This window comes from Bradyrhizobium sp. BRP19 (genome assembly GCF_020194195.1).
In the GTDB taxonomy this organism is placed as follows: Bacteria; Pseudomonadota; Alphaproteobacteria; order Rhizobiales; family Xanthobacteraceae; genus Bradyrhizobium; species Bradyrhizobium yuanmingense.
Map to the genome: position 1 here is coordinate 61,366 of NZ_JADYVZ010000008.1, position 18,654 is coordinate 80,019.

Consider the following 18,654-nt stretch of genomic DNA (forward strand, 5'->3'; position numbering starts at 1 on the left):
AAGGCCCCTGACTCATTCGCCTTTCTGGATTTGTCGCCGCAACAATCGTCGGCGCATGAAGTCCGGTCCGGTCAATCGCGACGATATGGCCTTGGTTTAAGTTAGGCCCGGCCTACCCCTGACAGCCGACATATCCTAGGTCGTGCGATGCCGCAGCGATGGGCCATAACCAGACCTCAGGTTGTGAAAGCGTATCGGATGCAGACCCTCCGGCCGTGAAGAAAGGCCCCGCACTGGCTCAGTCTAAGTTGGAATTGCCTCGATGACCTGAAAGTGCGGGCCTGCGCGGGCTGTGCCGCGCATCTCAAATCCGGCCGTTCGACATAGCGCGGAATACTCGTCGTAGCTCCGTTCAAGCGCTCCGAGCATGACGAGCATATTGAGGTCGCTGAATTTCGAGATTGGCCCTTCGTTCGGCGCGTCCACCACACGTCAATGAGGAGTAATCTGGCATCAGCGGTCATAGCGCGGCGGCAGGTCTTCAGGATAGAAATCGCTTCCTTATCGTCCCAATCATGGATAATCGCCCGCATCACATAGGCCTCAGCCCCCTCCGGGATGGATTCAAAGAAGCTGCCTCCGACGATTTCGCATCTGTCCGCGACACCATGTTGGTTCAGAACTTCCGCTGCCTTGCCAACAACGTGCGGCTGATCGAACAGCGTTCCGCGCAGGCCCTTATTTGCTCCGAGAATTCCCGCCAGCAGTTGGCCTTCACCACCCCCCGATATCCGCGACGTGACGAAAGCTGCTGAAATCGTAGGCGGCGATAACAGCTTCGATCGCGCCGCGTGAATTGGCCGTCATGGCTCGGTTGAAGATCGCGTTCTCATCCGGACGGGTGCTGCGATACTCCCATACGCTCTGACCATTGAGATGCCGAAAGGCACTCTCGCCGGTGCGGACGCTTGTGTTCAAGATGCCCCCAGGCCTGCCAAGCATAAGGTCGGCCGACATATGCGGCCCAGCCGTCGAGTGGAGTCGGCGAGTCGGAACGAAGACACTCGCTCATCGGGGTGAGCGAGAACGTTTTGTTCTCGGCCTCATGGAAAACACCGACTGAAGCCAGCGCCCGCAAGAGCCGATAGAGTGTCCTCGGATGCGATCCGCTGAGCTGAGCAAGTTCGTTGCTGCCTTGGGGCCCGCAACTAAGGTGGTCGGCTATGCCAAGCCGGGCCGCCACGTGAATGGCCTGCGAAATCTGATAACCGTTAATCAGCCGCGTAAGGTCCGAGAAAGCATTGGCGGCCATGGTGTCACCTCCTGCTGCTCCGCACACAGTAAAGATGCATCGAGTACCAGACTTCCCGCAAACGGATGATATCTCAGAAATTGCGGTGCGCACCATCTAACACAAGTGAATTCGAGGACCGCTTAGAGTCAATCGCGACGTTTTAGCCCGGTTTAAGTGTGATCCGGCTTCCCGTGGCACCCGACATATCCTCGGCCGTGGGATACGGCAGCAATGGGCCAAAACTCGACTCATGCGCGGCGCTTGCAGGGCCGCTAGTGCATCATCTCGCCAAAATAGGACTGCTATTCGGGTAACCCCGCTCTCCGGAGCCCGTCGATCAGCAGCTTCGCGTTCGATTGCCCGCCCCGGGCTATCCACCCTGATATGTTAAAGGCGGCGTCGAGCTCAAGCAGACGTGCCGCCGCTTCGCGTGACTCCGCATCCCGTCCGAGATGGGCGTATGCGGACGCGAGGCAGCGGTAAGTTGATGAATAGAAGGCGTTCTGACGTTCGGCCTTCTTTCCTGCTTCGACGGCCTCCTCAAAGCGACCAAGCTCAATTAAGGCCATCCCTATCCCGGCCATCACCGCGTGCAGCACCGGATCTAATGGGCTCATGCGGACGGCATGTTCAAAGCTGCGTATCGCTTCCTCGGGTAACCCCGCAATTCTGTAGACGTGACCCCTGCAGACCAAGGCTTGAAATGCATTCGGGTTAAGAGCGACCGCACGGTTCGCCATTTCGATCTCGGTTTGCCCAGCGCCGATCATGATTGCCGAGATAAAGCTGGCGGATGCTAGCGTGTCTGCATCACTGTCGTCGATGCTCAATGCGAGGCGAGCAAGTCGAAGTGCCTCTCGGCGCTCGAATTTAGGATCGACAGCAAAGCCGAAGACGACATTGAGCGCGTGACAGTTACCCGCCAGGCCGGCAGCCAGACCGAGCTGAGGGTCGAGCTCCAAGGCGCGATGAGCCAGCCTTGTCGCCTCGGCAAAGCTTTCGCGGGTCATCGAACGGAACTCGCCCACGGCCCGGAGGTAAAGATCATAGGCGGTGAGATTCTCCGGTCGCCGCCGCGTCGCCATTGCGATCTCCGTTTGGAGCAGCTTCGGCTGAATGGCGGAGACAACCGCTAGCGTGATTTCATCTTGGAGAACGAAGATGTCTGTCAGGTCACGTTCGTATCTGTCCGCCCAGATATGAGCCCCTGTGGCTGCATCGATCAATTGTCCTGCGATGCGAACTTTTCCTGCGGCCTTGCGCACAGACCCTTCAAGCACATAGCGCACACCGAGCCTGCGCCCGACTTCTTTGATGTCTACAGCTCTGCCCTTGAAGATGAAACTTGAATTTCGGGCGATAACGAACAGGGACTTGAACCGCGAAAGCGCCGTGATGATCTCCTCCACTATTCCGTCGGCAAAATACTCCTGCTCGGCATCACCGCTCATGTTCTCGAACGGCAGCACAGCAATCGAGGGCTTGTCGGGTAGTGGAAGGGGGGCTTCCGTGAATTCAATATCGCGGCTCAAGATCGCCGCCGCGCCGGAACGCTGGTTCACCTCGCGGACCGTGCCGATGAAACGAAAACCCTTGCGCGGTAACGTCTTGATCAGGCGCTGTGCCGCACCGGAATCGCCGATCGCGCTTCGCGCGGCATTCAGGCGGGTCGTCAACGCCGCGTCAGATACGCTGCGACAATTCCAAATGGCGTTGACGAGGTCGTCCTTGCTTACAACCCGCTCCCTGTTGCGGATCAGGTAATCGAGCAGGTCAAAAACCTGCGGTGTGATCGACACGGCATCAGTGCCCCGCTGCAGCTCGCGCCGATCGGTGTCGAATGCGTATTCCTCGAAAAGATAGCGCAAGCTGCCATTCCTTCTCAGGGCGCCTCTGTATTAACGCATGAAGAATAAGCCGCCGGTAAGAGAAATGTAAGCCGCCAGTTAAGCGCGCCGACACCTCTTGCGGCAACTTCCGTCATAGTGAGCAGTCCAGACAGGACACCCTCAATGAGCACGATCCACGGGACCACCGAGCTGGGACCGGCAACAGCAAGGCGGCAGGTCTACAGTCCTCTCGAAGCATATTGGAATGCATTTCAGGAGTGGCGCAGACGCCGGAGATTACTGGCCAACTTGTGCGATTTAAGTGACAGGGAGCTTATCGATATCGGTATTACGCGCGGCGAGATCGACTACGTCGCCTCGCAGCGAGATTGCGATCCGCGAGGCATCCGGTGAATGAATGCGATATCTGGTATCGATGGAAGATCGAACTAGTCACAACCAGAAGCCGTGATGGCGCAGATGCTGCCTTCCGATATGGCTCAGACTGAGAAGAGCTCAGGCTGTGCAAATCTGATCCGATATGCTCCGCTGAGCAGACGCCAGCAGGCCGTGCCACCACTTCGCATTCGGGCCACTCGCGACCTCGTAGAAGGGTCCGCTTAGGTTGAGCGAACAGGCGAGCAAAAACATTTGCCGGGGACGCGAACCAATTCACATCCGACGAGGTGGCCCGGCGGCAGTATGAAAGCGGCATATTATTAGAACCAAGACCGGGGCGAATGATTGCCAACCCTCCTGCTACGGAGTGCTCAATGAGTGGCGAACGGTGGCCGTACTTTGCCGGCCTTGCATCGATCATGTTGGCGATATCCTTCGCGTATTTGCTTGAAGGAAAGTGCCAAAGAGACCTTGCATTTCAGCGCTCCTTTCCATCCGCTCTGTCCGAGCTAATTGTAGGAAGCGAGCCTATTAGGTGTTGGTTCAATAATTGACTTATGTGGAGGCCGACTTCTGCTCTGGGTTAGTCTCGTCGCTCGGGCCGGCTCTCGGCCATGTCTCGTCTAACCTCTTCAGCTGGCCCACGGCATTCCTTCGCCGGCTTCCTTCGGGCCAGAACCTGACACTGACGAGGCAAGGAAGGTGCGAAGAAGCGGCTTGGGATCGAAAGCGGCTTTCAGCGAGAATTGTCGTGAATTTCCGCTACGGGTCAGGGGCTGCCCTCGGCAGCCACCACGGCGTTCCGGTCAGCCCTCGGAAGCAGACCGCGGCAGCCACGCGCCACACGCAGATGCAATGACTTTGGATCGCCGCGAGGTTAGGCTATGACCTAATCAGCGAGATGTCCTTCAGGGGGCACTAAATGGCCATGTTGTATTTCGAGGAGGCGGAGGTTGGCAAACTGCGTACGGCTGGTCCTTACCACGTCACAAAGAACGAGATTATCGAATTTGCCCGAAAATTCGATCCGCTGCCTATTCATATCAACGAGGAGATCGCCGCACGCTCCGTCTTTTCCGGACTGATCGCTTCGAGTGCACACACGTTTGCGATACTTATTTCCTTGTTGAGCAGAACACAGCCGTATTCGCTTCGGATTGTTGCCGGGCTTGGCTGGGATGAACTCAGGCTCCCCGCTCCGGTGCGCCCGGGAGATGATCTCGATCTCGAAGTGGCAATTTTGGAGAAGCGTGAGTCAAAATCCCATTTCGACAGAGGCGTTGTCCGTAACCAGCTACATCTCCGCAACCAAAAGCACGAAACGGTTCTTCAATGCGTCAACACGGTTCTCGTGGCGCGACGACCGCCTGCGAATTCCTGAGACACGGGAGGCCGCGAGTTCCAGTGGCCGGCCGATGTCGGCTTCGGGTCAAAATGAGAAGATCTCGAACTGAGCAAACCTGGTCTGGTATACTCCGCTGAGCGGACATCGGCAGACCGCGTCGGCCCTTCGCATTCGGGCCACAGGCGGACTCACGTATGGTGTTTCGGAACAGAACCTGACAAGGTGGTGGGGCATTGGACATCCTGCACTAGCGGCCAAAACGGGCTCTGCCGAACATCAGGTGCACAAATGCTTTCAACCGACTACCTCATCATCGGCAGCGGCGCGTTGGGCATGGCTTTCGCCGACCAACTTTTGACCGAAACTGAAGCGGACATGGTGATCGTGGACCGCCATCACATGCCCGGGGGCCACTGGAACGACGCGTATCCTTTTGTCCGTCTTCATCAACCGTCAGCTTATTACGGGGTTGGTTCCCGTGCACTCGGCAGCAGTCGACTAGATGTTGCAGGTTTAAACAGGGGCTATTATGAACTCGCCTCCGGCGCTCAGATCATCAGTTATTACGACCGGCTAATGAACGAACGGTTTCTGCCTTCGGGCCGCGTTCAATATTTTCCGTTGTGTGAATATCAAGGCGATAACCGGTTTGTCTGCCGACTCTCCGGCGATATTCAGCAGGTAACGCTTCGCAAAAAGCTCGTTGACGCTACCTTCCTAAACACCCAGGTCCCATCGACCCACGTTCCCTCCTTCGAGCTTTGTGACGGCGTAAGGCTCGTTACCCCGAATGTGCTTCCGAAGTTTGCGCCGGACTTCAAAAGCTATGTCATTCTGGGCGGCGGCAAGACGGCAATGGATGTCGGTGTATGGTTGCTCCAGATGGGCGCGACGCCGGAAAGCATACGTTGGATCGTGCCACGTGATTCGTGGCTCATTAACCGAGACAGGGTTCAGCCGGGCGAAGCGTTTTTTAAGCAGACGGCAGGCGGCCAAGCAAATCAACTTGAAGCGGCAGCAGAAGCGACATGCATAGCCGATTTTTTTGAGCGGCTGGAACGAACCGGCGGGATCTTCCGCATCGATACAACGGTGACACCGACCATGTATCGTGGTGCGACTATCTCGGGCCTTGAGGTAGAAGCCCTGCGCTCCATCAAAGACGTTGTGCGCAAGGGGCGCGTGCTGAGGATCGAACATCAGACAGTAATCCTCGAACATGGGACGATCGAAGGCTGCTCAGGCAGCCTCTATGTGGATTGCACTGCAAGGGCATTTGATACTCGACCTTCTGTACGTGTGTTCGACGGTGACCGGATCACGATTCAAATGTTGCGCTCCGGCGCTTTCTGCTTGAGCGCAGCGGTCATCGCTCATATTGAAGCCGCCTACGACGATGAGACGACAAAGAATGAACTTTGCAAGCCGATGAAATCGCCGAACGCACCGGAAGACTTAGTTCGACGTGCACTTGAGGAGTTGCAAGCCGGGCGCCGATGGTCGGCGGACAAGGCTCTTCAACGATGGGTGGCGGAACATCGGCTGACGGGCGCGGGCGTTGGACAGGCAGATGTAGCCGCGCATGACCCAGATGCGGACCGGATTCGCAAGCGGCTGCGCGAAGCTCGTCCAAAAGCTGAAGCAAACTTATCGCGGCTTATCGCCGAACTAGCTTCCGAAGTGGCAATGAGTATGCAAACGTCGGAGCCGACCCCTTAGTCCAGCATCAGCTTCGCCGCACCGAGCCGATGTCTGAGTTGGGTCATGAGCTCCGTTTGGAAGGTCGGCCGGTTGCTCGGTCTAGCCCGATAAGCCGACAACTGAGGACGCCGCCTGAACTTCGCATTCAGGTCATAGGCTGACTTAGGCAGCTTGCTAGAGCTGTTCGGGAAGCAGACATCGTGCGCTCAAGGCGCTCAGTCCGCCCGGGCCAATTGCACATTGCGTCTCGCGCTCGATCACCTCGTCTGCACAGGCGATCATGAGCTTACTCTGGCAACCCGGCCTTGCGAAGTCCTTCGACCAACAGCTTCGCGTTTGACTGCCCGCCCCGCGCGATGAATGCTGAGATTGTAAAGGCAGGATCAACCGCAAGCACATTCGCCGCCGCCTGACGGGCCTCGGCCTCACGTCCGAGATGAGCAAAAGCGGATGCTAGATAGCGGTAAGCCACCAGATCGGAGGGGTTCTGACGAAGGGCCTTCTTCCCTGCGGCGATGGCCGCATCAAATCGACGAAGCTCAACAAGGGCACTCCCCATCCCAGCAAACAGCAGGTGTAGCCGCGGATCTACCGGGCTCATGCGAATGGCCCGTTCAAAGCTGCGGATCGCTTCCTCGTACAGTCCTGCTATTCTGTAGACTTGGCCTCTGCAACTCCATACCACAAAGGAATTTGGGTTGAGCGCAACCGCCCGGTCAACCAATTCAATCTCACTTTCGCAGTCGCCGACCATGAAGGCTGATGTCGCCGCAGCCAGCGCCAGCGTATCTGGATCATCATCGTCAATATTCAAAGCCCAACGAAGAAGCCGAATTGCTTCCTTCCTGTCGAACTGAGGATCGACTGCATAGCCCCACAGGATGTTTCGCAAGTGACAGGTAGCTGCGAGTGCCGCGACAAAGCCGAACCAAGGGTCTAGCTTTAAAGCTCTATGCGCCAGCCTGATCGCCTCGGCCAAACCTTCGCGGGTTGTCAGGTAATACTGCTGCATAGCACGGAGATAGAAGTCATAGGCGGTGAGATTCTCCGGTCGCCTCCGCACCGCCAATCCTATTTCCGTTTGAAGCAACTTTGGCTGAATGGCTGAGATAACCGCGACCGTGACTTCGTCCTGCAGAGCGAAAACATCCGTCAGGTCGCGCTCGAACCTGTCCGCCCAGATGTGCGCCGCTGTAATCGCGTCAATCAACTGCCCTGCGATGCGAACTTTCCCCGCCGCCTTGCGCACAGATCCTTGAAGGACATAGCGCACGCCAAGCCTGCGTCCGACCTCCTTGAGGTCTACAGCTTTGCCTTTGAATGTGAAGCTCGAATTGCGCGCGATCACGAACAACCATTTGAACCGCGAAAGAGCAGTAGTGATCTCTTCCACCATTCCGTCTGCAAAGTAGTCCTGCTCGGGATCGCCGCTCATGTTCTCAAACGGCAGTACGGCAATAGAGGGTTTATCGGGGAGCGCGAGTGTAAGTTTCTCTGGTTTTACCCTGTTGTCAGTGACTGCCCGGCTATCACCCCCTTCTTCTCGCACTGGCCCGATGAAACGGAAGCCCTTCCGCGGCAACGTCTTGATGAGGCGCTGTTCCTCCCCTGTGTCACCAACCGCGCTCCGGGCGACATTGAGGCGGGTCGTCAACGCTGCATCCGACCCGCTGCGCCGATTCCAAATGGCACTAATGAGGTCGTCTTTACTGACGACGCGCTCCCGGTTGCGGATAAGGTACTCTAGCAGGTCAAAGACCTGCGGTGCCACGGGGACAACATTGGCGCCGCGAGATAGCTCGCGACGGTCGGGATCCAATGCGTAGTCCTCGAAGAAATAACGCAAGCTATAAAATTCCCTAGATCAGAGGTCGCGGTCACAAGTCAGCGCTTTAGCCACGGTGGAAACGGCAAGAATAAGCTGCCGGTGAGGAAAATGTAAGCTGCGCGTCAAGCACGCCTGCCGATCTCCTGGCACCCTGCGCGGGTGGAAAACACCGTCCGAGGGAGACATCGCAATGAGCACGACCTACAGCACGACCTGGCTGGAAAGGACGTCCGCATCGACACGTTACACCTCTCGTCTCATTCGGAAATACCGGGATGCCTTTCAGGAGCGGCGCGATTGTCTGAAATTGCGCTCCGCCTTGTCCGGCCTAAGTGATAGGGAGTTGATAGACATCGGCACTACGCGCGGCGAGATCGATCACGTTGTTTCGAACCGAGATATCGATCCGCGAGGTATCGGGAGCGGGATGATCCCCTAATCCGGCGTGGACCGGTTGGCCGGAGTTGACGACCAGATTCACACATCCGAGCGGGTCTCGACTTCCGGTATGGGTCAACGGCTGCCCTCGGGGAGCCCGCACGCCCTTAGTCGGTTCGTCTCTTGGGAGCGCACGTCGCTGCGGTCTGGGCTGGGATCAGCCACGTTCCAAAAACGAACATCCCGCATGCTTCCGATTCGTTGAAAGTGCGGTGAGCTTCAGCTAAAACTTAGCGTTGTAAGGGGAGCGTGTCCGCTCGCCGGGAGGAGAATGCGCGTGAAGGAAGTGGCGGGAAAGACAGCATTCGTGACCGGTGCAGCGTCGGGCATTGGATTGGGGATCGCGACCGCTTTCGCCCAGGCTGGGGCGAAAGTGATGCTTTGCGATATCGAAGAGGCGGCGCTGTCCGCAGCGCTCGAGCAACTGCGGCTCACTAACGTCGATGTCGACGGCGTGAAGGCAGACGTCTCACTCAAAGCCGAACTCGCGGCTGCGGCAGAAGCCACGACCGCCCGCTACGGCAAGGTCCATATTCTCGTCAATAACGCAGGCGTCGCCGGCGGTGGGCCCTACGGCACCTGGACCGATGCGTCGTGGAATTGGACCTTGGGCGTCAACTTGATGGCTACCATTTGGGGGATCGAGATCTTCGGGCCGTTGATCGAGCAGCATGGCGAGGGCGGACATATCGTCTCCACAGCGTCGCTCGCAGGCCTCATTTCAGGAGCGAGCACTGCATACAACGTTTCAAAGTATGGCGTTGTCGCGCTGTCCGAGGGGCTGCGGCAAGAGCTCGCGCCCCGCGGAATTGGCGTATCGGTGCTGTGTCCTGGGTACGTCCGCACTCAAATCATGAACTCAGGCCGCAACCTCCCCAAGCGCTTCGTCGGGGCAGTCCGTGCCCCGCCAACTTCGGGCCCGATTGCCGAACGGATCGACCAGATCCGGGAACGCGTCGCTCAAGGTATCGACCCCCTCTATGTCGGCGAACTCGTCCGCGAAGGCATCGAAAACGACTGGCCCTATATCTTCACCGACCTCGAATTTGAGCCGATGGTCGAAGCGCGCTTCGCCGGAATCAAGCAAGGCTTTGACCATATTCGCGGGCGCACCCCGAAGCGTTGAATGCGCAGAATTTCTCCTACCTTATCGGTCTTTTTTATGTGGTCATGGCGCTGAGACGATTCTGTCGGTCATCACGCCATGTCCGCTCCGGGTCAGTCGCGACGTTTTGGCCCGGTTTACGTTAGGTGCGGTCTACCCCTGACAGCCGACATATCCTCGGCTGTGTGATGCGGCGGCGATGGGCCAATCGGCCACATTCGGAAGCAAGGGGCCTCTAGCAGAAGGGCGCCTTACTCGTCGAAAGCTACGCCGATCTGGCCGTCCTTTCGCCAAACAATATGGCAACGCCTCGAAGTGCCATCCGAGGTTATCGCGAGCACGAAGCTGTCAGGAAACCAAAGCGGGCCCCGCGCTTGGATGCGGGCACCCGTCGCGGAGATATCGCGAACGATGCAATCAACGGCCGGTGAGCCGAACACAGTTTGCCCGGCCTTGAGAATGCGACGGCGCTGGGGGGATCGATCCTGCATGATGGAAGCTCCCACTGATTTCTAAAATGTGGATTAGGCTTCTCGTAGGGCATACCACTTTGCGTATAGAACGAATAACGGCCAGCTCCCGCTAAGCGCCGGTTCCATGATATCGTGCGACCTCAGGCGTGCTGGAGGGCGAGACATGGCCATCTACCTGCATTTGCAAACCGACGATTTGGCACCGAAGCAGATTGCCTGCATTACAAAGGCTTACGAGCAAACCTTACGCACACTCTGCGTTAAGGATCGTGACGATCCGCTCACGGAATTGGTGGCGAAGACAATCATTAAAATCGCTCAAAGCGGGATCAAAGACAGCGCAGGCAATCAGCGAACTCGAAATGCGCTAGGCGAATAGCGTCAGAAAACCGTGAAGTGTGAAGCTGTTCACCTTGGCCGGATCTCTCTTCGCCTACAATAGCAACGTTCCCCTCTCGGACGCTCATCCGGGAATGGACGCGTTGGGCGAAGCTGGAGGCGCGGCCATGAAGCGCCACGCCATGTGCAAGTATTTCGGTAATGGCGCCGGCCACGTTCTGCGCCAACACAATAGCGCCGTGCTGCTGTTCAGCTGGCGCGGCAGGCCCGACGGATCGGCCCGCTATGTCGAGCGCCTCAACCGCTACACCCGCGATGGCGTGGAATATTCTAGCCTTGCCGCCCTGCTCCGCGCCGTCGAGGACGAGCACGCTCAGACGCAGCCGCAGGAACGATCAAGCGGCGAATGAATCGCGGCCCAAGACTTGCTATTCGCATGAGCGTAGGCCAAATATGCCTACGTTTGAGGTCGGCGAACGCTCAGTTTTGAATGAAGCGGCAAAGTCCGCTCAGGGTCCAGAAACGGCCCTCAGCGAGCATCACCGTTCGGGTCAACTACGGGCCAGCAGCGCAAACCACCGTGGCTGAATCATCCAACCACCCGTAAGCGCGGGCTCAACAGCTTTTTGGGAGGGGCGCCAACCGGCGTAACGATGGTGTCTTGCCGCTGAGCCCGTTTGCAATTAGGGCAAACGAAGAGGTGAGCGATCAGCGACTGTGCATCATCTTGCACCAGTTCGGATCGAAACCATCTCATGCCGACGTTGCAGTTGGGGCAGATGGGGGCTTCTAGATGGCCCAGCGAATCCTTCAACCGTTCCACTGCCTGCATCCCTGTTCGGGAAACAGTAGCAATATTCTACCGAGTGCAAAGTATCAAAAGATACCAAGGCAGTAAGTTTATATCGCTCTGCATGGGAAAGGGCTCAGGAAGTGTCCGGCTTCTGCAGCTTGAGGGTCTCAAGGCTCTCGCGATACGCAGTCAAGTACGCGGGTTCCGCAAATCGCGTTCGGGCCAGGACCGGGCGAGATCGCGGAGCCGGACAAGCAGCTCTGTTTTTAGAAGCGGCAGATTCCGGGCACTGATTTCTCCCGAAAATATCTTTGCTAGCTCGCCACACAGAGCGCTGATTGTCAGCATTTCCTCATTGGTCGCCATTTTGATAAGCCCTCGAAGCGACGTGGGGCCCCCTTCGGGCATGGGCGCGCTGGGCGGTCAGCCCAACCTAACTTTTGTAGATAAGGATGCCTTGAGCGCGAGCTTGCCTACGCACTGCCCCAACTCGTCGCCCCAGTACCTTTGCGACCCGGGCTGCAGTGGCCCTTTTTCTCGCGAGCAGGGTCAATAGTCTCGATTTCTTCGAATCGCGAGATGAGTCCATGCCTCAACTTGGCGGCTCATGCTCATGGTTAACAAATGATAGTTTTGCAACCATAAGCCTCCGTCTTACCAGCGGTGACGGTGCAGCCAGCCATAGTGATGGCCGCGGCCTCGACCCCAGCCGTAATGATGACCACGACCTCCGCGATGACCCCATCCGTGGCCACCGCCGCGTCCGTGACCGCCCTTGATCTCGATAGTGCCAGTTTGGGTCGCACCCAGGGCGTCCGGCTTAGCGACGGGCATCGCCGAAGCAGGGCTCAAAGCGATGGCCCCTGCCAGAAAGCCGGCGATGTAAACCCACTTCATGTCAATGCCTCCTCCAGAGAATGATGGGCTGGGAGCCGCGAGCCGCCGCGGCATCTCAAGCTCACCAACATTGCAATAGGGAAAAAGTTGCAATCAAAAGGAGTTCGGCTCTCGGGCCGCACAGCAAGGACCCTGCACAGCTTCTGGCGGTGATCGCGGTCGTCGCCTAGATGTCCGCTAAGGGTCACAACGGCTGTGGACGTGGATCAGCCGAGTGTCTGGTCTGCCGTCAATAGCAGACGCTAAGGCAACCGGGCTCGATGAAGCAACGGCCAAGGGCGTTATTCCGCCCCGCCCCGGCTTGGTTCGCTCGGACTGGACTTGGCAACCTCGAAACCCGAGATGCTTAGCGAGGAATATTCTTCGACACCATCGCTTGCCTGAGAATGAACGACTGCCGCTCTGACCAGAACGATTGCATTGAGAGCCGAACGGTATCTACGGCGCAGAGGAAGCACCGGTTGCGCGATATTTCACGTGGAACGCTCGGACAACGATAATCTCGCGAGAGGCTCCCGATGAAGCTACGGCAAGTGGAGGCGATGGGACCGAGCCAAGTAAGCATGCTTGGAGACCAAGTTTTCCCTCCCCACCCCCTCCGCCAGGAAATATAGCCCGGTCTCATCACTTGGCGACGCATGATGAACGTGCGCTTTCGTGCGCGTACTAAGCGTCACGTAAAATTCCGATTAGTCTAATGTAGGGGATTCGGAATACGACATCGCTCGCTAGATTCTCTGTGTTTACAGATAGACGCTCGACTGTCTGTAAATTCAGGGAGGATGAATATTCTATGCGCTCCGCCGTTTCCTACATTCGTGTGTCGAAGCCGAAGCAAGGTCGTAGTGGCTTGGGCCTCGAAGCACAGCAATCCGCCATTCGATCCTTCTGCGGACAGCACGGCTACAGCATCGAGGCTGAATACCGCGAGGTGGAGACTGGCAAGGGCGCTGATGCGTTGGAGCGTCGTCCCGAACTCGCTGCAGCTATGAAGCACGCTCGCAAGATTGGACGCGGTGGCAAGTCAGGTGCAGCCCCGATCGTCATTGCAAAACTGGACCGGTTGAGCCGCGACGTGCATTTCATCAGCGGCCTGATGGTGCAGCGTATCCCCTTCATCGTCACCGAACTGGGGCCTGACGTGGACCCGTTCATGCTGCACATCCACGCTGCTGTGGCCGAGAAAGAGCGCGAGAGGATCGCTCAGCGCACTCGGGAGGCGCTGGCAGCCGCCAAGGCCCGCGGCCAGGTGCTCGGCAATTCTTCAATCGGACAAGCCCGCAAGGCGGAAGCAGACCTGAATGCCGAGCATTTCCGGTCAATTATTGAGCCGCTCCGGGATCTTCCCGCCAAGCGGATCTCAGTAATCCTGAATGGTCGAGGCGTGACGACGCCGAAGGGTGGCAAGTGGCAGGCTACTCAGGTGATCAGGCTGCTCAGTCGCCTGCACTTCTCAGACGAGAACCGCCTCAGCTCGGATCGTCCGGCCTAACCTTTGCCGGCGGCAGCAGCAGCATCGTGTCCGGGTTCAGTCCGCCACCGGCAGCGATGCGATACAGTTCGACATCACTGAGCTCATGAATGGGAACGTCCTGGCGATCGACGACCTGCACAGCCTTGCCATCCAGCCTGTCAACGAGCTCCCGGATATAGGCGAGGTTGCCCTGCTCCGCCTTGTCCAGCAACTGGTCCGCCACCCTGCGCAGCGCCAGGGGACGACTCCGCAACGCAATCCGGAGTGCGTCGTTGAACGGCTTTTCCTTGTTCACACTTCCGATTGGGCGTCCCATGCATCCCGCCACTATCGCAATTCACAGTCAGCTGATCTTACGCCAAGATCTGCATTGAAACTACAGGAATGCTGAATCACTGCAGGCGCCCCGACCTCCGGCCTTCGGCGCTGAACTGCCGCGTCGCCAAAAGCCTGACCCGCAACGTCTCGGCCTCCTCACCGGATAGCGTGGTCAGCCCGACCTCGGGCTGGAGCAGGTCAAGGCCCTCTTCCATATCGCCCATGACGGATGCTACCTCCAGGGCAGCCGTTAGAACTGCCCCGAAGACAACCTGTTCCGGCAAGGCAATCCGATAGCCTTGATCTTCGCGAGCGAAGAAGCCGAGCTGCACGAGCAGCGCGAACTCCCGGTAAAAAATACCGCTTTCGTCAGGATAAAGATCGAGAGAAACCACGTGAAGGTGGTGCTCAAGCTCGCCAAGGAGTTCCAGGGCAGCGGCAGCGAGGTTGGGAATGCCATCCGCATGAAGCAGTCCCAGCCGATGGGCACCGTTCGGTCTATCCAGTATTTCAGACCAGAAGGCCTGAGCCTCAGCTGCCTTTATCAGCCACGCTGCAACGAAGTGGCAGTCGGGCTCATCTGGCATTTGGAGCAGAACATGCTGGTTACCAGCAGACACTTGAACTTCCGGCATGCATCACCTGTCAGTGGTTAGCGTGGTCACGCCGTGGCGCGCGCACGCTGCGTCTTCACCGGCGAGACACCCAGTCCTGGTTACTGCAATGCCCCTCTTCAAGCCGATCTCCCAGGCAGTTACGAAGCGGTGTACCCGCCCAGGTACGGCCCGTAGCCGCATTCCTGATCTCGAGCGCTATGAAGCGGATCGGTCTCGCGCAGCCAACGCTTCACCAGGGTGCGATCGTCCTATGCGATGGATCTACCCTCGGACCGGCCGGAAACGTCCTGGATCAACATCTTGAGCAAGAGTTCAGCGGTGGCAACGTCTCCCGGGGAACCGACTGGGCCGAAGCCGCGCCGAGTACGTCGAGCAGCCGCTCGCCCACGAATTTGAGATCATAATTGATCGCGATCCACGTCAGCCTTTGCAAGGTGGCGGGCCGGATCAGATGCACGGTCGAGAGCAGCAGGCTGAATCAATCGAGGTGGCAGCGGCGCCAGTTGCTCCACGTGCTGTCCGAGTAGTCGTCCGGAAAGGCCTCCAGGGCCAAGGCGTCGACGCGGAGCTGATCCAGCTTGATTGCCACGACGAAGCCCGCGAACAAATCCCGGAGTCCTTCATAATGCCTGTTTGCATCGATGTCGCTCCCGCTATCGCATCATCCGCCCCTCAGAATGGCCGAGAGAACAGCGGCGGCCATAGCTTTCCGGTTGCCATGCCACGCTACCCAGCACCTTGAATGCAACCAGACGTGACCACTCGGCTCCGTACCGAATGGCACCAGTTCATCAAGTACGGCTTCGCCGCCGCCGCAGTGCAGACACCGTCCGGGCGGAGAGCAGACCGGATTGCAGTTTAGCCATTCGACGACGCAACATTCAAGAGCGCGCGCCTCAGCATCCTGACGCTCCATTCCACCATCAAACTCGGCGATGCCCGCCCGCTCGTCGAAGAAGGCCAGCCAATCCACCTCCGACCAACGGTCATCGGTCGACCGCAGCAGCGTGACGATCTCAGGCTTGTGGCGGGAAAGCGCGCTGAGCACCTCATCCGGAGGTGCCTCGGCTGCGGTCAGCAAGAGATCCTCCCCGTCGAGGACTAGGCGAATGCCTGCGGCAACGGCCGCCTTGAGAGCTTCCGCCGCGCTCATAACCGCGCACTCCACCCATGCGAGCTTGCCGGCTCAGACTGGCGATCAGCGACTGCATCCGAGTTCGGCGCACACTCCGAGACTTCGGCATTGCAATCCAACAAAGTCGCGTTGGCGCCAGAAGCATAGGGACCATAGGGGGCATAGGCGGTATCGGCGCCCACCTCGAACTCACGCGGCAGCTGGGCGTCCCTATGCCCCCTATGGTCCCTATGGTTTTCCGCGCTGTCCGTTTTCGTGAGCGCATACGTAGCCGAGCCCCACTTGCCGACGGCTGCCTGCCGGGTAAGGACAAAGCCGGCCATGCGCGTGCCCGACAACTTCTCGACTTGTGATGCGAGGTACTGGCGGCCGCGCCCTTGCGGATCCAAAGCCTGGCGAACCTCGTCATGCAGCTGGCGGACAGTCACGGGATGATGCTGATGCTTGTCCCACCAGATCGCGAACACATCCGCCAGGACCTGACGGCGTCCGTCCCGCTGCTTTGCTTCACCAATCCGGGTGACGGGATCCTGGCAGCCCAAAGCGAGCAGCGGATCGCGCACCCACCGGCCCCATTGTGCGAAACTCCCAATCGGCAAGCCCGGCTCGATGCCGCCCGCCGTCCGACCCCAGCGCCAGATCGTAAGCGCCGCTGCCAGCAGCTCCGTGCGCCGCTGCGTCACCTCAAGCCGGATGTCCGTTGAGAAGGGCCGCAGCTCCGGATCCTCGGTGCGCGCGTCGAACTCGACCGTCACGAACCGGCGAGCCAAATCCTCAGAAACGGTCAGCCCGTTACCGGTCAGGATGACGAATGCGGATGCGTTCAGCGGCACCATCTGCGACTTACCAAGCAGTCGCACGCGGGCCGGCCTCTCCGTGATGACGCTCGCAAGCAGATCGGATTTGAAGGCCATGTTGTTGAGGTTGTCGAGGAACAAGGCCGGGCTGCCTTCCATCAGCTCCGCCGAGATCCGCTTCTCGAGCTCTTCTGCGTTTGCTCCGGCCGTGACGGCATGCGGCTCCCGCCCAAAGGCAATGAGGCAGATGCAACGGGCAAGCAGACCCTTGCCGGCACCCGCGCCCGACACGGGCGCCGCGCGGAAGAGCACACCGGGAGCGAGATGCAGGCTGGGACGACAGATTGCGGTGAGCAAGGCTGCCAGGAAGGCAGATTCGTCTCGTCCCGGCGGCTTGGAGATGTCGACCGTCACGACACCACCGGGCGCCGTCTCGATTGTTTCGGCATCGGCAAAGCAGAACGTCTTGAACGTCTCGCGGACGTACTGCAACGCAGCCGCTGCATCATCCCGACTGGGTTTCAGGGGGACGGAGAGATGGATGTTTGGCACGTTCTCGCACCACATGCCTGTGGTGGCGTCATATCCCTCCGTGCTGTTGATCTCACCGTGCTCCCGCAACAGCGGCGCCGAAGCAATCCCGTTCAGGGGCGGCAGCCGCCATTCACCCCGCCAATCGAGATACATGACGGCCAGAGAACGCGGCAGACGAGCATCAATTTCCACAATCGTGCCGTCCCGCCGTTCTTTTTTCATGTACGGCCGGGAAATCGTGTGCGCCTTCAGAACCAACGCCTCCGGCGTCATGACCTGGGCGACCGCCCCGCGCTGAGCCTGGTCGAACGCGAGACGAACAGGAACGCCACGTTCGAACAGACCGCCGGCAGCGGCGATCGCATCGCGAATTGCGGTGACGGTCAGATCAGGGCTACAGTTCTCGACCAAAAGGCGCGGCTTTGCACCCTTGGTCCCGGAGGCAATGCAGATCTCTTCGGCGGATCCGATCAGCGTGGCGATTTCGCTTGCAGAAGTCACGTCGCCAGCTCCATCAAACTGTGCGCACGATCGGCGAGCAGGTCGTTAAAATCCAGCCCCGGCGGCGGCCTAGCAATCCGGACGCGACGCCCTTCGAGCACCCAGCGGTACGCCGCGTCGTTTGCCGCCGCCTCTCCTGCCCGATCGGCGTCTGCAAGAATAACAATGTCCCGCTCGTCAGCAGGCAGAGCGAGCGTGCGCAGGCCTGAGGTCGAAAGCGCCGCCCACGTCCGGTGTCCCGTCGCCTGCAGCGCTGAGAGGCAGGTCTCAATCCCTTCGCCAACCAACAAGACGTTGCCCAAACCACCAAGGCGCACAACCCCGCCGCGGCACGGGCCCAACATCATCTTGGTCGATTCGAGGGGAGCCTTGGAGGTGCCATCGGGCGAGAGGAACGTGCGGTGAATAGCAGTCGGAGCCCCGCCGAGTGCGTTGGACACCAAAGCAACCATCGCCGGCCAGCTCGACCCTTCCGGGTGCCGCAGACCAGGGTGAAACCGAATGGCCGAGGGGATTGACACCGTGAGCCCACGCCGCCGCAGATAGGTCTCAACCAGCGAGCCCCTTGCGCAAGTCGAGGCGTTCCAAATCCCAGCTGCCCACGAAGCAGAGCTGCAAACGCTGGCATCTTTCGACACCGGCGTTCTCGACACATTGCGGGGCGCGACGACGTGCGGCCCCGGCCACACGCCGAGGCGCTTGAGCGCATCAATAACTGACTTCTGGCTGCAGCCGCCGAAGCAATGGACCAGGACGATCCCGTCGCGGCCGTATCCGAGCGAGAGACTGCCAGTCCTCTCCTCATGGGCAGGGCAGCGACACATGAAACCGCGAGCCGTCCGCTTGGCATCGCCGCAGGCTGAAGCGATCTGCTCAATAGAATTCACATGCGCTCTC

The 18,654-nt window shown here is 59.0% G+C and carries 21 protein-coding genes; 8 read left to right on the forward strand and 13 right to left on the reverse strand.

Annotated features, from left to right (window positions below):
- Nucleotides 1-176 precede the first annotated feature (176 nt).
- The 4 genes from I6F36_RS23440 to I6F36_RS23450 all read right to left on the reverse strand — a co-directional run bounded on the left by I6F36_RS23440 (nucleotide 177) and on the right by I6F36_RS23450 (nucleotide 3,102).
- A complete protein-coding gene (locus tag I6F36_RS23440) occupies nucleotides 177-797 on the reverse strand; it encodes a methyltransferase (RefSeq protein WP_346656672.1) in 621 nt (206 codons plus the stop codon).
- A complete protein-coding gene (locus I6F36_RS39550) occupies nucleotides 715-918 on the reverse strand; it encodes a methyltransferase (RefSeq protein WP_249789039.1) in 204 nt (67 codons plus the stop codon). Before I6F36_RS39550 ends, I6F36_RS23440 begins: the two co-directional genes overlap by 83 nt.
- Nucleotides 830-1,348 carry a methyltransferase dimerization domain-containing protein gene (locus tag I6F36_RS23445; protein ID WP_346656670.1) on the reverse strand — a complete coding sequence of 173 codons (519 nt, stop codon included), beginning with the start codon at nucleotides 1,346-1,348 and terminating at the stop codon, nucleotides 830-832. Before I6F36_RS23445 ends, I6F36_RS39550 begins: the two co-directional genes overlap by 89 nt.
- Nucleotides 1,349-1,536: 188 nt before the next feature.
- Complete coding sequence (locus I6F36_RS23450; RefSeq protein WP_225172267.1) at nucleotides 1,537-3,102, reverse strand: winged helix-turn-helix domain-containing tetratricopeptide repeat protein; 1,566 nt, start codon at nucleotides 3,100-3,102, stop codon at nucleotides 1,537-1,539.
- Between the two features lie 144 nt (nucleotides 3,103-3,246).
- Between I6F36_RS23450 and I6F36_RS23455 the strand changes: the two genes are divergently transcribed.
- From I6F36_RS23455 to I6F36_RS23465, 3 genes are all read left to right on the forward strand, one after another.
- Nucleotides 3,247-3,477 (forward strand): DUF1127 domain-containing protein, encoded by a 231-nt coding sequence (locus I6F36_RS23455; protein WP_225143407.1) that lies wholly within the window; start codon nucleotides 3,247-3,249, stop codon nucleotides 3,475-3,477.
- Between the two features lie 907 nt (nucleotides 3,478-4,384).
- Complete coding sequence (locus I6F36_RS23460) at nucleotides 4,385-4,843, forward strand: MaoC/PaaZ C-terminal domain-containing protein (RefSeq protein WP_225143409.1); 459 nt, start codon at nucleotides 4,385-4,387, stop codon at nucleotides 4,841-4,843.
- 252 nt (nucleotides 4,844-5,095) lie between these two features.
- Entirely contained in the window at nucleotides 5,096-6,526 is a 1,431-nt protein-coding gene (locus I6F36_RS23465) for a hypothetical protein (RefSeq protein ID WP_225143435.1), read from the forward strand.
- 268 nt (nucleotides 6,527-6,794) lie between these two features.
- On the opposite strand, the gene I6F36_RS23470 is transcribed toward I6F36_RS23465, so the two are convergent.
- Nucleotides 6,795-8,354 (reverse strand): winged helix-turn-helix domain-containing tetratricopeptide repeat protein, encoded by a 1,560-nt coding sequence (locus I6F36_RS23470; RefSeq protein ID WP_225172268.1) that lies wholly within the window; start codon nucleotides 8,352-8,354, stop codon nucleotides 6,795-6,797.
- A gap of 172 nt (nucleotides 8,355-8,526) precedes the next feature.
- On the opposite strand from I6F36_RS23470, the gene I6F36_RS23475 reads away from it, so the two are divergent.
- Nucleotides 8,527-8,775, forward strand: a complete 249-nt coding sequence (locus tag I6F36_RS23475) for a DUF1127 domain-containing protein (protein WP_225143432.1) — start codon at nucleotides 8,527-8,529, stop codon at nucleotides 8,773-8,775.
- A 270-nt stretch (nucleotides 8,776-9,045) separates the two neighbouring features.
- A complete protein-coding gene (locus I6F36_RS23480) occupies nucleotides 9,046-9,900 on the forward strand; it encodes an SDR family NAD(P)-dependent oxidoreductase (RefSeq protein ID WP_225172269.1) in 855 nt (284 codons plus the stop codon).
- 230 nt (nucleotides 9,901-10,130) lie between these two features.
- Here the strand turns inward: I6F36_RS23480 and I6F36_RS23485 are convergent, their stop codons facing one another.
- Nucleotides 10,131-10,370: a PilZ domain-containing protein gene (locus I6F36_RS23485; RefSeq protein ID WP_225172270.1), complete on the reverse strand. Its 240-nt coding sequence runs from the start codon at nucleotides 10,368-10,370 to the stop codon at nucleotides 10,131-10,133.
- 145 nt (nucleotides 10,371-10,515) lie between these two features.
- Here I6F36_RS23485 and I6F36_RS23490 point away from each other — a divergent pair, with 145 nt between their 5' ends.
- The gene (locus I6F36_RS23490) at nucleotides 10,516-10,731 is read left to right on the forward strand and encodes a hypothetical protein (RefSeq protein WP_225143426.1); all 216 of its coding nucleotides are present in this window, start codon (nucleotides 10,516-10,518) and stop codon (nucleotides 10,729-10,731) included.
- A 19-nt stretch (nucleotides 10,732-10,750) separates the two neighbouring features.
- Nucleotides 10,751-11,101, forward strand: coding sequence for a hypothetical protein (locus I6F36_RS23495; RefSeq protein WP_225156502.1), 351 nt, complete (start codon nucleotides 10,751-10,753; stop codon nucleotides 11,099-11,101).
- A gap of 1,037 nt (nucleotides 11,102-12,138) precedes the next feature.
- Here I6F36_RS23495 and I6F36_RS23500 read toward each other — a convergent pair.
- Entirely contained in the window at nucleotides 12,139-12,381 is a 243-nt protein-coding gene (locus I6F36_RS23500) for a hypothetical protein (RefSeq protein WP_225143424.1), read from the reverse strand.
- Between the two features lie 793 nt (nucleotides 12,382-13,174).
- Here I6F36_RS23500 and I6F36_RS23505 point away from each other — a divergent pair.
- Nucleotides 13,175-13,873 carry a recombinase family protein gene (locus tag I6F36_RS23505; RefSeq protein WP_225172271.1) on the forward strand — a complete coding sequence of 233 codons (699 nt, stop codon included), beginning with the start codon at nucleotides 13,175-13,177 and terminating at the stop codon, nucleotides 13,871-13,873.
- On the opposite strand, the gene I6F36_RS23510 is transcribed toward I6F36_RS23505, so the two are convergent.
- From I6F36_RS23510 to I6F36_RS23530, 6 genes are all read right to left on the reverse strand, one after another.
- Nucleotides 13,851-14,150: a hypothetical protein gene (locus tag I6F36_RS23510; RefSeq protein ID WP_225150430.1), complete on the reverse strand. Its 300-nt coding sequence runs from the start codon at nucleotides 14,148-14,150 to the stop codon at nucleotides 13,851-13,853. The genes I6F36_RS23505 and I6F36_RS23510 overlap by 23 nt on opposite strands.
- Before the next feature lie 97 nt (nucleotides 14,151-14,247).
- Nucleotides 14,248-14,808, reverse strand: a complete 561-nt coding sequence (locus I6F36_RS23515; RefSeq protein ID WP_225143421.1) for a hypothetical protein — start codon at nucleotides 14,806-14,808, stop codon at nucleotides 14,248-14,250.
- Nucleotides 14,809-15,268: 460 nt separating this feature from the next.
- Nucleotides 15,269-15,397: a hypothetical protein gene (locus tag I6F36_RS39710; RefSeq protein ID WP_276573677.1), complete on the reverse strand. Its 129-nt coding sequence runs from the start codon at nucleotides 15,395-15,397 to the stop codon at nucleotides 15,269-15,271.
- Between the two features lie 54 nt (nucleotides 15,398-15,451).
- Nucleotides 15,452-15,943 carry a hypothetical protein gene (locus I6F36_RS23520; RefSeq protein ID WP_225143420.1) on the reverse strand — a complete coding sequence of 164 codons (492 nt, stop codon included), beginning with the start codon at nucleotides 15,941-15,943 and terminating at the stop codon, nucleotides 15,452-15,454.
- Complete coding sequence (locus I6F36_RS23525; RefSeq protein WP_225150428.1) at nucleotides 15,940-17,757, reverse strand: hypothetical protein; 1,818 nt, start codon at nucleotides 17,755-17,757, stop codon at nucleotides 15,940-15,942. Before I6F36_RS23525 ends, I6F36_RS23520 begins: the two co-directional genes overlap by 4 nt.
- Nucleotides 17,754-18,644, reverse strand: coding sequence for a toprim domain-containing protein (locus I6F36_RS23530; protein WP_225143418.1), 891 nt, complete (start codon nucleotides 18,642-18,644; stop codon nucleotides 17,754-17,756). The genes I6F36_RS23525 and I6F36_RS23530 overlap by 4 nt, the downstream gene beginning before the upstream one ends.
- Nucleotides 18,645-18,654 lie beyond the last annotated feature (10 nt).

Excerpts from the sequence above, each read along its gene's own strand:
- I6F36_RS23445 (WP_346656670.1), bottom strand. The coding sequence starts at position 1,348 with ATGGTGCGCACCGCAATTTCTGAGATATCATCCGTTTGCGGGAAGTCT.
- I6F36_RS23455 (WP_225143407.1), top strand. The coding sequence starts at position 3,247 with ATGAGCACGATCCACGGGACCACCGAGCTGGGACCGGCAACAGCAAGG.
- I6F36_RS23460 (WP_225143409.1), top strand. The coding sequence starts at position 4,385 with ATGGCCATGTTGTATTTCGAGGAGGCGGAGGTTGGCAAACTGCGTACG.
- I6F36_RS23465 (WP_225143435.1), top strand. The coding sequence starts at position 5,096 with ATGCTTTCAACCGACTACCTCATCATCGGCAGCGGCGCGTTGGGCATG.
- I6F36_RS23475 (WP_225143432.1), top strand. The coding sequence starts at position 8,527 with ATGAGCACGACCTACAGCACGACCTGGCTGGAAAGGACGTCCGCATCG.
- I6F36_RS23480 (WP_225172269.1), top strand. The coding sequence starts at position 9,046 with ATGCGCGTGAAGGAAGTGGCGGGAAAGACAGCATTCGTGACCGGTGCA.
- I6F36_RS23485 (WP_225172270.1), bottom strand. The coding sequence starts at position 10,370 with ATGCAGGATCGATCCCCCCAGCGCCGTCGCATTCTCAAGGCCGGGCAA.
- I6F36_RS23490 (WP_225143426.1), top strand. The coding sequence starts at position 10,516 with ATGGCCATCTACCTGCATTTGCAAACCGACGATTTGGCACCGAAGCAG.
- I6F36_RS23500 (WP_225143424.1), bottom strand. The coding sequence starts at position 12,381 with ATGAAGTGGGTTTACATCGCCGGCTTTCTGGCAGGGGCCATCGCTTTG.
- I6F36_RS23505 (WP_225172271.1), top strand. The coding sequence starts at position 13,175 with ATGCGCTCCGCCGTTTCCTACATTCGTGTGTCGAAGCCGAAGCAAGGT.
- I6F36_RS23515 (WP_225143421.1), bottom strand. The coding sequence starts at position 14,808 with ATGCCGGAAGTTCAAGTGTCTGCTGGTAACCAGCATGTTCTGCTCCAA.
- I6F36_RS23520 (WP_225143420.1), bottom strand. The coding sequence starts at position 15,943 with ATGAGCGCGGCGGAAGCTCTCAAGGCGGCCGTTGCCGCAGGCATTCGC.